Annotated in this window: 14 protein-coding genes and 1 tRNA gene; 1 reads left to right on the top strand and 14 read right to left on the bottom strand. The window is 41.6% G+C overall.

What is annotated here, in order from left to right; all coding sequences use genetic code 11:
* Nucleotides 1-12 precede the first annotated feature (12 nt).
* The 9 genes from yajC to GSR62_RS02875 form a co-directional block, all read right to left on the bottom strand.
* Nucleotides 13-360 (bottom strand): preprotein translocase subunit YajC, encoded by a 348-nt coding sequence (gene yajC, locus GSR62_RS02915; RefSeq protein ID WP_010688576.1) that lies wholly within the window; start codon nucleotides 358-360, stop codon nucleotides 13-15.
* An 81-nt stretch (nucleotides 361-441) separates the two neighbouring features.
* On the bottom strand, nucleotides 442-1587 hold the full coding sequence (gene tgt, locus GSR62_RS02910; protein WP_010688575.1) for a tRNA guanosine(34) transglycosylase Tgt: 1146 nt from the start codon (nucleotides 1585-1587) through the stop codon (nucleotides 442-444).
* Nucleotides 1588-1716: 129 nt separating this feature from the next.
* Nucleotides 1717-2769: a tRNA preQ1(34) S-adenosylmethionine ribosyltransferase-isomerase QueA gene (queA, locus tag GSR62_RS02905; protein WP_179854465.1), complete on the bottom strand. Its 1053-nt coding sequence runs from the start codon at nucleotides 2767-2769 to the stop codon at nucleotides 1717-1719.
* Between the two features lie 5 nt (nucleotides 2770-2774).
* A complete protein-coding gene (gene ruvB / locus GSR62_RS02900; RefSeq protein WP_035448814.1) occupies nucleotides 2775-3782 on the bottom strand; it encodes a Holliday junction branch migration DNA helicase RuvB in 1008 nt (335 codons plus the stop codon).
* Between the two features lie 19 nt (nucleotides 3783-3801).
* Nucleotides 3802-4407 carry a Holliday junction branch migration protein RuvA gene (gene ruvA, locus GSR62_RS02895; protein ID WP_066023778.1) on the bottom strand — a complete coding sequence of 202 codons (606 nt, stop codon included), beginning with the start codon at nucleotides 4405-4407 and terminating at the stop codon, nucleotides 3802-3804.
* Between the two features lie 71 nt (nucleotides 4408-4478).
* Entirely contained in the window at nucleotides 4479-6473 is a 1995-nt protein-coding gene (mutL, locus tag GSR62_RS02890; protein WP_066023777.1) for a DNA mismatch repair endonuclease MutL, read from the bottom strand.
* Between the two features lie 15 nt (nucleotides 6474-6488).
* Nucleotides 6489-9095, bottom strand: a complete 2607-nt coding sequence (gene mutS, locus GSR62_RS02885; protein WP_066023776.1) for a DNA mismatch repair protein MutS — start codon at nucleotides 9093-9095, stop codon at nucleotides 6489-6491.
* Nucleotides 9096-9260: 165 nt separating this feature from the next.
* The gene (locus GSR62_RS02880) at nucleotides 9261-9464 is read right to left on the bottom strand and encodes a hypothetical protein (protein WP_010688568.1); all 204 of its coding nucleotides are present in this window, start codon (nucleotides 9462-9464) and stop codon (nucleotides 9261-9263) included.
* 131 nt (nucleotides 9465-9595) lie between these two features.
* Complete coding sequence (locus GSR62_RS02875) at nucleotides 9596-10045, bottom strand: universal stress protein (protein ID WP_035448807.1); 450 nt, start codon at nucleotides 10043-10045, stop codon at nucleotides 9596-9598.
* Nucleotides 10046-10209: 164 nt separating this feature from the next.
* On the opposite strand from GSR62_RS02875, the gene GSR62_RS02870 reads away from it, so the two are divergent.
* Nucleotides 10210-10770 (top strand): nucleotidyltransferase family protein, encoded by a 561-nt coding sequence (locus tag GSR62_RS02870; RefSeq protein WP_010688566.1) that lies wholly within the window; start codon nucleotides 10210-10212, stop codon nucleotides 10768-10770.
* 53 nt (nucleotides 10771-10823) lie between these two features.
* Here the strand turns inward: GSR62_RS02870 and GSR62_RS02865 are convergent, their stop codons facing one another.
* The 5 genes from GSR62_RS02865 to GSR62_RS02845 all read right to left on the bottom strand — a co-directional run bounded on the left by GSR62_RS02865 (nucleotide 10824) and on the right by GSR62_RS02845 (nucleotide 13923).
* Nucleotides 10824-12251: an APC family permease gene (locus GSR62_RS02865; RefSeq protein ID WP_010688565.1), complete on the bottom strand. Its 1428-nt coding sequence runs from the start codon at nucleotides 12249-12251 to the stop codon at nucleotides 10824-10826.
* A 234-nt stretch (nucleotides 12252-12485) separates the two neighbouring features.
* On the bottom strand, nucleotides 12486-12818 hold the full coding sequence (locus GSR62_RS02860) for a hypothetical protein (RefSeq protein ID WP_010688564.1): 333 nt from the start codon (nucleotides 12816-12818) through the stop codon (nucleotides 12486-12488).
* Nucleotides 12819-12858: 40 nt separating this feature from the next.
* Complete coding sequence (locus tag GSR62_RS02855) at nucleotides 12859-13197, bottom strand: hypothetical protein (RefSeq protein WP_066023775.1); 339 nt, start codon at nucleotides 13195-13197, stop codon at nucleotides 12859-12861.
* A gap of 31 nt (nucleotides 13198-13228) precedes the next feature.
* A complete protein-coding gene (locus GSR62_RS02850) occupies nucleotides 13229-13684 on the bottom strand; it encodes a universal stress protein (protein ID WP_010688562.1) in 456 nt (151 codons plus the stop codon).
* 154 nt (nucleotides 13685-13838) lie between these two features.
* Nucleotides 13839-13923 (bottom strand) — tRNA-Leu (locus GSR62_RS02845).
* Between the last annotated feature and the right edge of the window lie 14 nt (nucleotides 13924-13937).

The following is a 13937-nucleotide window of genomic DNA, read 5'->3' as shown; positions in this document are numbered from 1 at the left end:
CATCCCCCAAAATTATTTATCTTCTTTTGTTTCATCTGCCACAACTGAGTCATTTTTGGCTTCAGTCGTTGTGGCTGTTGTCGTTGTTTCAGCCGCTTTCTTTAAAACGCGTGCGATAGCTGAACGAGTAAAGTCAAGGTAAACCCCATCGCAATCGATCGTTACGATGTTTTTATCTGCATTTACTTCACTTACGACCCCATGTAAACCACCGATAGTTACGATCTCATCGCCTGGTTTCAATGCGTTCATCATTTCTTGATGTTGTTGTTGTTGCTTCTTTTGTGGTCTGATCATCATAAAATACATCAAACCGATCAAAACAACAAACATTACAATTGTTGAAATTGAAGAATTCACAATATTTGCCTCCTTAGTATATGTGTTCTTTATAACTGTATCAAAAAAATCTGTTAAAAACTAGCGTAATTGCCTTAAGAACTAAAAGTTTTTTGGATTTTTAACATTCAAACCGTACTCTTCAAAGAAATGTTCTTTAAATTCGAGCAGATTATCATCCATGATTGCTTGGCGAACTTGCTTCATCAAATTGAGCAAGAAATACAAGTTATGATAACTCGTCAAACGCAAGCCAAAGGTCTCATCAGCTTTGAATAAGTGACGCACATAAGCACGTGTGTAATTGCGGCAAGTGTAGCAATCACAGTTATCATCGATCGGTGAGAAGTCACGCGCATATTTAGCATTTTTAACGACTAAACGTCCATGTGATGTCATACATGTACCATTGCGTGCGATCCGTGTTGGCAAGACGCAATCAAACATATCGACCCCACGTAAGACCCCATCGATCAAAGCATCTGGGGAACCGACACCCATCAAGTAACGTGGTTTGTCTTCAGGAAGTAACGGTGTCGTAAAGTCTAAGACGCGATTCATCTCGGCTTTAGATTCACCAACTGATAGTCCCCCGATCGAATAACCTGGGAAATCTAACGAAACGAGGTCACGGGCGCTTAACTTACGTAGGTCTTCGTGCCCGCCCCCTTGAACGATCCCGAATAATGCTTGCTTTTCAGGATTTTGGTGTGCTTTTAAGCCACGTTCGGCCCAACGACTTGTCCGTTCAACTGATTTTTTGATGTAATCATAACTTTCATAAAATGGTGGGCATTCATCAAAACTCATCATGATATCCGAGCCCAAAGCATTTTCGATCTGGATCGCCTTTTCCGGTGACAAGAAAAGCGGTGCCCCATTCAAGTGGCTCTTGAAATGGACGCCTTCTTCTGTAATATTACGCATATCAGCTAGTGAAAAGACCTGAAAGCCACCGGAATCAGTCAAGATACCTTGATCCCAGTTCATAAATTTATGCAGACCACCGGCTTCTTTGACTAGATCTTCACCAGGACGTAACCATAAGTGATAGGTGTTGGATAAAATGATCCCAGCCCCCATGGCTTTTAGTTCCTCTGGTGACATAGCTTTTACGGTCGCTTGGGTCCCAACTGGCATGAACATCGGTGTTGGGAATGTTCCATGTGGGGTGATGATCTCACCTAAACGTGCGCCAGTATGTTTTTCTTTTTTGATCAAACGATATTTAATTGCTGGTTCAGTCATCTATTCGTGCTATAAAAATGTGGAATAGCATATACATTATGCCATTTAGAAAGAATTATATACTTCCTTTCTTGATTCTTTTTTATCTTATCCCCCACATTTCATCTTTCTAGGGAAATCATACTTGTTTTAATAAATAAACATTGCATCACCAAAGCTAAAGAAGCGATACTTTTCTTCAACTGCGTGGCAATAAGCATTCAAAATATTTTCACGCCCTGTAAAGGCTGAAACTAACATTACTAGTGTTGATTTTGGTAAATGGAAATTAGTGATAAAGGCATTGACCACTTTCCATTCGTAACCTGGCTTGATAAAGATGTCGGTCCAACCGCTATCAGCCTTGATCTCACCGTTAAACTTGCTTCCGATCGTTTCTAGCGTCCGGATCGAAGTCGTACCCGTAGCTACGATCCGACCACCATTTTTGCGAACTTCATTTAATGTTTCTGCTGCTTCTTCTGACAAACGGTAAAATTCACTGTGCATCTTGTGCTCTTCAATGTTGTCCACACTGACTGGTCTAAAAGTTCCTAAACCAACATGTAGTGTCAGATAGACTAATTTGACACCTTTAGCTTCGATCTTAGCCAGTAATTCTTCCGTAAAGTGGAGCCCAGCTGTAGGAGCAGCTGCCGAACCGACTTCTTTAGAATAAACTGTTTGATACATTTCAGGATCGTCTAATTTTTCCTTGATGTATGGTGGTAATGGCATTTCACCCAAGCTTTCTAAGACTTCTAGGAAGATACCGTCGTATTCAAATTCAACGATGCGACCTCCATGTTCAAGTTCTTCTTTGACAACGGCCGTTAATTCACCGTTGCCAAAGCTGATCTTAGTACCAACTTTAGCCCGTTTAGCTGGTTTGACCAAGGTCTCCCATTGATCACCTTTGATATTATTTAAAAGTAGCACTTCTAAATGTCCACCAGTATCTGGTTTGACGCCATAGATCCGAGCTGGTAAAACGCGTGAATCGTTCATGACTAAAGCATCACCAGGGTTTAAGCGGTCGATCACATTGTAAAAATAGTCATCTTGATATTCTCCTGTTTTAGAATCTAAAACTAACATCCGTGATTGGTCGCGATGCTCTAACGGTGTTTGTGCGATCAATTCTTCGGGTAGATCATAATCAAAATCTTCGGTCGTTAAATGTTCTTCTGTCAAAAAAATCATCCTCTTTAATTTTTGTTATATGGTAGGTGTAAATGCTCATACGCCAACGGGGTCACCACACGCCCCCGAGTAGTTCGTTTGATAAACCCGATCTGTAAGAGATAAGGTTCGATCATATCGGCGATCGTTTCCGTATCTTCACCGATATTGGCAGCTAAAGTGTTCAAGCCCACTGGCCCACCGCCGTATAATTCGATCATTGTTCTTAAAACTTTATGATCGGTCTCATCTAAGCCCCGATCATCAACATGTAGCATTTCCAAAGCAAATTTCACGATCTCAAGGTCGATCTGATCTTTGGCCGCTACTTGTGCAAAATCACGCACACGCTTTAATAAGCGGTTAGCCACCCGCGGAGTCCCCCGCGAACGGCGCGAGATCTCCAAGGCGCCTTGCTCACTGATCGCAGTTGAAAAAACACTTGCAGACCGGGTAACGATCTGCGCTAGTTCAGCATCAGTGTAGTAGTTCATATGCTCGACGATCCCAAAACGCGCGCGCAAAGGGGCCGACAACATGCCAGCCTTAGTCGTAGCTCCGATCAAAGTAAATGGTGGCAACGGGAATCTGACTGGATGAGCGGTCGCATCTTGGCCAACGATGATATCGATATAAAAATCTTCCATCGCCGAATAAAGCATCTCTTCAATACTCTTTGGCATCCGATGGATCTCATCGATAAATAACACATCGCCTGGTTCAAGCTCATTTAATAACGCCACTAGATCACCTGGTCGCTCAATAGCAGGCCCTGTCGTCGTCTTGATCTTAACTTCCAATTCATTAGCAATGATCGTCGCTAATGTCGTCTTACCTAAACCAGGTGGCCCATAGAGCAAGACATGATCGAGTGACTCTTGGCGACTTTTGGCAGCTTCGATATAGATCGCCACTTTTTGCTTGATCTTTTCTTGGCCGATATATTGCGCTAATTTTTGCGGACGTAGACTCAATTCTGTTTGCTCATCATTTTGATCAAAAGCCGCATTTGAGATCAGACGCTCATCTTCCATCCAAATCAGTCCCTTCTACTTATTTTTTCATGATCAAGCGTAAACCTTGCCGCAAATAAGCATCGGTCGAATCGCCAGTGTAATTTTCCAACTTCTTAGCAACGCGCTTGATCTCAGTTTTCGTATACCCTAATGCGGTCAAGGCTTCGATCGCCTCTTGTAAATATGGTTGCTCAGTCGTGGTCAACTCGATCCCTTGTTGGCCGACGAGCTTAGTCTGGTCTAGATCATTTAACTTGCCCTTCAAGTCTAAAATGATCTGCTTAGCCGTTTTCTTACCAATACCAGGGAAATTAGTCAGATAACCATCATCTTCTTGTTCGATCGCATTGATCAAACCGCTGTGGTTTTCACTAGCTAAGATCGCTAGCGCACTTTTCGGCCCGATCCCTGAAACATTCAATAACTTCAAGAAAAGTTGCTTTTCAGCTTCGTCGACAAAACCGTAAAGCATGATCTCAGTCTCACGAACAGCTTGGTGCAAATAGATCTTTTGCTGGCGCTCAAGATCGACTTGATAGCGAAATGGATTAGCCACAAAGACTAAATACCCCATTTGATCACGCTCGACTACGATATAACGCGGAGTAACTTTAACTATCGTCCCAATGATATATTCATACATAAATTTTCACCTGTTCTTTTTCTACATGCCTTTTAATGTTACCACAGAAACAGCACCTTGACCGAACTTTTTTACAATTCTGTCTGTTTTCCTTGGTGGGGATCTTGGATCCGTTTGAACATCCGCTCAAGCTCTGAATTTCTAAAATGCACTAAAGTTGGTCTACCATGCGGACAATTGAATGGATTATTACATTTAGCCAGCTGTTCCAATAAAGCCTTAGCTTGGAAATCATCTAAATGGTGATTGGCCTTGATCGATCGTTTACAGCTCATCATGATCGCTGTTTTTTCGCGAAATTTTGCAACTGTCAATTTATGATCTTCTAAAAACCATTCGATCATTTCTCTGATCGTGTCTTCTTCTTGTCCCTTGATGAACCATGTCGGGTGACGCCTTACGATAAAAGTGTTTTGTCCAAACTCTTCTAGTTCGATCCCTAACTCGGCTAATTTAGCGCGATTTTCACTGATCTTTAGCGTATCTGTCGTCGGATAAGATAAGATGATCGGCACTAACAACTCCTGCTGAGCTTTGGAAACTTCACCGATCGCTTCACGGTAGTATTCATATTTACACCGCTCTTGGGCAGCATGCTGGTCAACTAAGTATAAGCCATCTGCTGCTTGCGCCAATAAATAAGTTCCATGGAGTTGTCCGATATAAGTTAACCCAGGAAATTTTTCTTTTACCGGTGTTTGACTACTCTGATCATCAGCATGTTCAACTTCTAACTCAGCGGTATTTATTGGCTTGGCTTGCACTTTTGCTCGATACTTTTCATCCCACGCTTTGAGTTCGTCAGAATCCAGTTGGCGCTTATCTTCAATGATCACTGGCTTAGTTAGCGCCACATCTTGTGCTTTAGCAGGCTTAGGCGTAGTTTCTTGAGTCTGTGCTAAAGAGCTCCCCATTAAAACCTGGGTTATTTCAGCCGTTGAACGCTTTGGCTTTGGCTTTGGCTTTACTTCATAACTATCACTAGTTTCAGCTAAGGTAAAATCCAACTGTTCGGCTTTAGGTTCACGTTTAGTTTTAGGTTTTGAGCCGAGATTTTCCAAGGCACTCGGGATCAGATTTTCTTTAGCTAAACGCGCGTAGATCGTTTGTTCGATCAAATTTGCTAACTGCTCTTCTTTGCTGATCCTGACCTCTTGTTTGGTCGGATGCACATTGACATCAACTAACAAAGGATCCAAGTGGATATCGATAACTCCAATGGGATAGCGTCCGACCATCAACTTTGAGCCATAGCCTTGTAAAACTGCTTTTAGCAATTGCTTATTTTTGATGTACCGGCCATTGATCAGTAAACTGATATAATTTCGGGATGCACGCGTCAATTTAGGTAACGACACGTAACCTTGGACCTTAAAATCTAGGTCTTCGCCCGAAAAGGCCACCATCTGTCGGGCATTTTGGATCCCGTAGATCGCACTTACCGTTTGGATCAATTTCCCATTTCCCGCCGTTTGCAAGATCCGCTTACCATTATTATATAGTGCAAAAGCGATCTCACCATGACTTAAAGCCAAACGGTTGACGATATCACTGATCGCTGCTAGCTCGGTCTGAAGCGAACTGAGGTACTTTAAACGGGCAGGTGTATTATAAAATAGATCAGTTACCGTGATCTTTGTACCTTGGCGCATGGCTGCTGGCTTATGAGCCGTAACTTCGCCGCCACGCACGTGATAAAATGTCCCCTGCGTTTCAGTCTGAAGTGCAGTCTCCAAACAAACGTCGGCCACTGAGGCAATACTTGGTAATGCTTCGCCCCGAAAGCCTAACGTATTTACCTGAAAAAGGTCTTGGCGATCCTTGATCTTACTTGTCGCATGCCTAAAAAATGCCAGTGGGACATCTTCAGCAGCGATCCCTTCACCATTATCGATCACAGTAACTTCTTTGATACCTGCTTCTTTAACATAAATATCGATCTGCGTACTGTTAGCATCGATCGCATTTTCGACCAACTCTTTGACCACTGAGGCTGGCCTTTCAACAACTTCGCCGGCTGCGATCTGATCGGCTAAAACAGTCGCTAACTCATGGATTTTAGCCATTTTCGTCTCACCTTGCTATTTTAATTTTTCTTGCCACTTAAAGACTGCATTCATTACATCCATCGGCGTCATTGCCATTAAATTCAGATCCAAGATCTCGTTTAAGACGTCCATTTCTTTGCCAACAGGTTCTTTTGTTGTTACAACTTCGGGACTAAAGAGCGAAAGTTGGGCCTCACTATCATCAGCTTCAACTTGAACTGGAGCGACCTCCTTAAGTGTGGTCGTCGTCTTAGGTGCCTCTTTTCCTTCTAGTTGATGTAAGATCGTATCGGCTCGGGTCAATAAACTTGCGGGCATACCAGCTAGTTTTGCAACATGGACCCCATAAGAGCGATCAGCTGGACCGGCTTGCATCTTGTGTAAAAAGACTAATTCACCGTCTTTTTCGACTGCGCCAACATGAATGTTTGCCAAATGTGGTAATTCTTGTTCGAGGACAGTCAGTTCGTGATAGTGCGTCGAAAATAATGTCTTAGCTTTGACTTTATCATGCACATACTCGATGATCGCTTGGGCTAAGGCCATTCCATCATAAGTAGCCGTCCCACGTCCTAACTCATCAAAGAGCAACAAGCTATTTGGGGTCGCCTGTTTTAAAGCTAAATTAGCTTCTTTCATTTCGACCATGAAAGTGGATTCCCCTGAGATCAGATCATCAGCTGCCCCGATCCGGGTAAAGATCTGGTCAAAGATCGGCATTTTGGCTTGTTTAGCTGGTACAAAACATCCCATCTGCGCCATGATCACACTGAGTGCCAATTGTCGCATATAGGTACTTTTCCCAGACATATTTGGCCCAGTGATCAATAAGATATCCAACTCCGAAGACATTTTGACATCATTTGGAATATAACTTTGCTTACCTAAAACTTTTTCGACGACTGGATGCCAACCATCAACGATATCCAAAGTTCGCTCATTTTGACTCAACACTGGGCGGACAAAATGGTTATCCTCACTAACAGTCGCAAAACTTTGCAAGACATCTAATTGAGCGACCTTAGCTGCTAATTTTTGCAGGCGTTTGATCTGATCTTTGATCTGGTCACGGATCTGGGTGAATAATTGATATTCTAGCTCATAAGCTTTAGTCTCCGCACCTAAGATCAATTCTTCTTTTTCCTTTAATTCAGGCGTGATAAAGCGCTCAGCATTTGTCAGCGTTTGTTTTCGTTGATAACGATCTTGCGGAAGTTTTTTGACATTAGCTTTCGAAACTTCAATATAATAACCAAACACCCGGTTGAAACCGATCTTTAGATTTGAGATCCCTGTTACTTGACGTTCGCGCGCTTCTAACTGAGCTAACCACTGTTTACCATTTTTCATCGCATCGTTGTACTCATCTAACTGAGAATTATAGCCAGCTCTGATCAAATTACCTTCAGTGATCGACAGTGGTGGCTCGTCGACGATCGCCTGTTCGATCAGATCAGCGACGTCTTCGACTGGATCTAATTCAGCTAAGAAATCACGATAAATATCTTGATCTAGTTGTTCTAAAATATAGCGGATCTGCGGAATATGAGCGAGTGAGGTCCGCAACTGGACTAGATCGCGACCATTGACATTGCCAAATGCTACGCGCCCGGCTAAACGCTCAAGATCATAAACTTGGGTCAATTGTTCAATGATCCCAGAGCGTTCAAAATAATTATCTAATAGATCTTCCACGATCGCTTGGCGTTGCTCGATCTGTTTGAGATCTAATAATGGGCGCCCGATCCATTGTTTCAATAAACGCGCTCCCATGGCTGTTTTAGTCTCATCTAACAGCCAAAGTAAGGTCCCGGATTTTTTATGTGTCCGTAAATTTTTCAATAATTCTAAATTACGTTGGGCATTGTGATCTAATTTCAAATAGTGGGATGGTTCATAGTGGACAGCTTTTTGTAGATGGGCTAAAGAGCGTTTTTGCGTTGTCGTCAAATATGCTAGCAATTGCTTGACCGTTTGCTTTTCTAAAGTCTGTTGGAGGTCTTGACTTACATACGAAACTTCTGCACTTGGTGTCACTTCTGGCTGAGTTGACGTCAAAACTTTCAACTGTTCTAATAATGTTTGCGTTGGCTGACTGAGTGAATCATCGATCACGACTTCTTTAGTCTGCAAACTCATCAATTCATTTAAGAGCGATTCAGTACTTGTTAAGGTTGCAACTTTGATCTCCCCCGTCGATAGATCAGCATACGCAAAACCATACTGTCCCTTTTCTTCGTGTAGCGCTGTTAAGTAGTTGTTTTCTTTAGCTTCACTTGCATTTTGGTCGATGATCGTCCCAGGTGTCACTAGTTGGACCACTTCACGCTTGACCATTCCCTTAGCTGTCTTAGGATCTTCGACTTGTTCACAGATCGCTACCTTATAGCCCTGGTCAACTAAAATATCAATGTAATTTTGTGCAGCATGATGCGGTACACCACACATCGGGATCGGATCGACCGCATTTTTATTGCGCGTCGTCAAAGTCAACTCAAGGATCTGAGCTCCCTTGACCGCATCGTTGTAAAACATTTCATAGAAATCCCCTAAACGATAAAATAAAAAGGCGTCGGGATACTGTTTTTTGACCGCCAAATACTGTTCCATCATTGGCGTCTTTTTTGTCTTTTGTGGCATCTATCCAAAAATCCTTTCTAAACTAAAAAATGGGTCCGCTCCACCCACTTACTAAACTGATTCTCTTGTTAATTTTATCATTTTAAGCTACATTTTGCACCATGCTGTCAGATGCTAAAAAAAACAGGAAGCGACGTATCACTTCCCGTAATTGTTTTTCAAATTCTAATCTTCTGCAGCATCCATCGCTTTTAAGATCACACCTAAATGATCTCGGCGGTCTTTTGTATCTTTTAGCTTAGCATCATATACAGCCACCAGATGGCTACCCCGTTTAGTTCCATGTAATTTTTCGCAAACATTGGTGAGCTCGGCACATTTTTGCTCCGCTAACTGATACTCATGCAAAATATCAAGTTTGTTGCCCATCACAAATCCTCCCAAAAAATATAAATTGATCTCGACTTGACTAATTTACCACTTTTGAATGCATTTGTTAACCATCTTTTTTTAAGATTTCGTTACAAAAAAGTTTCGTCTGTAATAATCAAAAAATTTAACTATTCATTGACGACCAGCGTATCTGCCTTGGTATTTCGAACTACATACGACGCCGTCGAACCTAAAATAAAACGATCGAGCTTATTTAAGCCAGTTGCACCAACGATCACCAATTCAGCTTGATACTTCTGCGGTAATGTTTCGCTCAACATCACCTTAGGATCACCGAGAACGACCACTGCTTGCTGCTTGACTTGCCCAGGTAGCTTTGCTTGATATTCGGTCAACATTTTTTGTGCTTGCGCTTGTTTTTCTTCAAGTTGCTTAGCTGACAAAGTGTTGACCTCAAGTCCAGGTCCACCAAAACCAACTTGAAATTCTGGTTTGACTACAGTGACCAAAACCAACTTAGCATCCATGAGTTGTGCCAATTCCCCGGCTTTTTCAAGGGCACTAAGTGAATTAGTCGAACCATCTAGGCCAACTAAGATCGTTTTATAGTGTTTCATCTGTAAAGACCTCTTTTCAAAATATAGCTACATCTTCGCTTATATTTTAGTTCAATCCCTTGACAATTAACAGCAAAAAGACTGCTTTTTTCTTTTTGCCAAATCCAAACTGATGTGCTATTGTAGAAAAATGCGAAATACTTTGAAAGGAAGCCGCATTACCTATGACATTAGATGAACAATTGTTAACATTGATCCAGAAAAGACCTGAATTTCGTGAAGTTTTTACGATTTTAGATAAAATGCATCTCGGAGACGCTTTTCTTTGTGCTGGCAGTATCCGCGACCTAGTTTGGTCTGAACGCGAAGAAAAACCATTCAATTTGATGCTTGGAAATTTAGACATCTATTACCGTGATCCTAATGAGTCCTATGAACAATATCTAACCCGTAAAACTGAACTAAATCAGCGTCACTCTAAATATCTGTGGGAATTGACTAATATTTCGCTTAATAATCCTCATAGACCAGACTTTCAAGGTAAAGATACGATAGCTGACGTGATCGCGACTTTCCCCGAAACCTGTAGTGCCGTTGGGATCTGCCACTCGCCAGCAACAGATTTTGAATTCATTGCGCCATACGGGCTAACTGATCTATTTTCAGAAAAGATCGTCCCTACACCGGCTTATCTTGAAAAAAATACGCTCGAAGCCTTTCAAAAGCGAGTCGAGCGTAAAAAATGGTTGCAAAACTTTGAAAATACAACTTTAGTCTTGCCTTGATATCCTTTTAGAAACAAAAAATGCGTGAAAGATTTTCACGCATTTTTTCTTACCTATTTTTGTTTTTCTACATTATTCATTCCATAGAAAATATAAACTAAAAGTCCTAGGACAAACCAGATCCCGGTAACAAATTTTGCCATGTGATCTAAACCTAAGAAAACAAACAACGCACCTAAAAATGCTACTGCTGGTAAGACCGGATAAAGTGGCATCTTAAATCCTGGCACTGGTAAGTCTTTACCTTCACGGGGACGTAAGCGGTAGATCCCGATCGTCACAAACATGAAGGCGATCAATGTTCCAGCTGAGATCAATTGTGATAGAAAGGCAAATGGGAAGACTGCCCCTAAAACGATCGCAACACCAGACAGTAAGATCAACGCATGATTTGGTAAGTTATTCTTATCTAACTCACCCAACCACTTAGGTAATAATCCATCACGCCCAAATGAATAGAGCAGACGCGAACCTGCTAAGGTCATCCCGATCAAAGCAGTAAACATCCCGATCACAGCGATTGCTTGGACAACTGTCGCAACGATCGGATAACCGGCATGGCGTAACGCCCAACCAACTGGTTCAGCGTTACCAGCATAGTTTGAATAATGGAACATCCCGACCAAGACTAAAGAAACACCTGAGAATAACACGACCGCGATCAACAAGGAACCCAAGATTCCGCGTGGCATCGTTTTAGACGGATTCTTAGCTTCGGCCGCATTAGCTGCGATCGAATCAAAACCGATATATGATAAAAAGATCGATGAAATACCGGCATAGATCCCTTGCCAACCACCAAACGAAGTCCCATCAGCATTGACTTTGTGAGCTGGAATAAATGGATGATAGTTAGCTGTTTTGATAGCTGTTGCACCAACAGCGATGAAAACTAAGATCGCAGCCACTTTCAAGATAACCAATAAATTTTCAACAGCTGCCGCACCAGATGTTCCGCGTGAAAGTAAAATAGCAACTAAAACGACCACTAAGATCGCCAAAATATCAACTACACCACCATTAGTTCCAAAAGCTGCGGATAACTGCACTGGTAATTTAAAGCCTAGTGGTTCCAAAAGACCTTGTAAATTGGCTGAAAGTCCCGAAGCAACAAAGGCGACTGCGATAAAGTATTCAGCTAGCAAAGCCCAACCAGCGATCCAGCCAAAGCCTTCACCAAAGACAACGTTTATCCAAGAGTAAGCTGAACCAGCAAATGGTAAAGCCGAAGACATTTCAGCATATGCAAAGGCAACTAGCCCTGCAACAACTGCTGCTGCTAAAAAGGATAAAACAACGGCAGGACCCGCATGTTGTGCTGCCACGATCCCTGGAAGTGTGAAAATTGAGGTCGATACGATCGTCCCTACACCTAACGCTAAAAAGTCCTTAACACCTAAAACTTGAAGTAGATGGGCATCCTTTTTTTGATACTCTTTCGGATCTTTTTTATGCGTCATTTTTTTCCACAGTTTACCCATAGAAAATCCCCCTATATAAATTTTTTCTGAAAGTTTACATTAGAATAAACAGATTATAGCAAAGCATTTAGAGATTAGTCAATACGAAAAATTAAATAAATTTCATTATATTTTCATATCTCTTCTGAATCTCTACCAGCATTTTCTCCTTTTCGATCTCTTCTTCTACTAGTCATTAATAGTAAATTAATTTAATAAAGCCTAAAAAAATAGTGACTTCACTCATCGAAGTCACTATTTTTCAGTCTTAAAGTAATAGCCCATAAAATAGTACGGAGCTATAATTATCTCTAAACAAATTTTCGCAAATGATTTTACTAAATTAGTTAAAAGTTCACTATCGATCTGACGCTTTGTCTTGGGTTTAGAACGGCGCAATGGGCCACTCTCTTCAACGACTACCTTACTTTGTTTCGTTAGTAGTTGTTGGCGTCGGTTATATGGAAATAACATCAAATAATTACTGATCGTATAGTAATACAATACTGACCGCCAAGCTTGGTCAGGCACTAAACGACATAACGCCAATAAGACGATCACAGCCGCTAGTCCATCTAATAATATCATACTGTATCGTTTGATTTTCTCTGCCTCACATACAAACTTATTATTTAGCTACTAAAATATTTAGGGTTGCAATATTTCCACGCAATACAACGATATTGCAGATAGAATATAAACTGAGAAAGAACGCTAATTCTTCCATCTCACCGACAAAAGCAACTAACAACGCCACCCAGAAAAAGACTCGCCCTAAAATTTTCCATTTCTTCTTGTCTTGATTGATCGCTTGCAAGCGCGCACTTTCATCAGGCAAAATATCTTCTGGTCGGCGCAACAAGGCCGAAGTCTGTAATTTAGATAAACGCCAAGCTAAGCGTAAATTATACGCCGATAAAACGATCAGTGCTGCATAGATCACAAGTGAAATAGTATTGATTTGCATTCTTGACCTTTCTCTGAAAATAGATTAATTCTTAACGTGCAATGATAACATCACACTTAGCGACACGAGTAACATAGTCAGTTACCGCCCCAACTAATAACCGTTCGACTGGATTTAAGCCAGTTGGTCCCATGATGATGAGATCATTTTCATGGTCATCAGGAAATTCGCGCGCGATCACGGCCCGTGGCGATCCAAAACGTGCGTGAGCCGTTACATCTTCTAGCCCTTGTTTTTTTACACGTTCAACTAAGGTATTCAAATAGCCTTCAACATCTTCAAATGCTTGGTAGACTGCATCACCATTAGCGTCGACCATCCCACCAAAGCTAACGGAAAATTGCTTGAGATCGATCACATTTAAAATATCTAAGTGTGCTTTATTTCGTAACGCGATCTCAGTTGCACGCTCTAAAGCTTTTTCAGCTGTTTTGGAACCATCAACTGGCACTAAAATGTTGCGGTATTCTTGTTTGATCAATTCCATAATTCTCCACTCCCAACTGGTTATTTAAATGTTTAACTATACTTAGATTATAGCATTTTTTCTGTTAATTGTCCTGAGCGACACATGTAAGCTAAAAAAGACTTGTAAGCCAGTAAACACTGGCCTACAAGTCTACAAGAACGGTAAAGTCTTATGCCACTAGCAGGAGTCGAACCTGTACTTGGATAAACCAAACAACGACCTGAACGTTGCGCGTCTGCCAATTCCGCCATAGTGGCATTAACTTCTACTA

The organism is Ligilactobacillus animalis (assembly GCF_009933595.1).
Taxonomy (GTDB): domain Bacteria; phylum Bacillota; class Bacilli; order Lactobacillales; family Lactobacillaceae; genus Ligilactobacillus; species Ligilactobacillus animalis.
The sequence above is the reverse complement of the archived record's forward strand: the minus strand, read 5'-3'. Positions and strand labels throughout refer to the sequence as shown.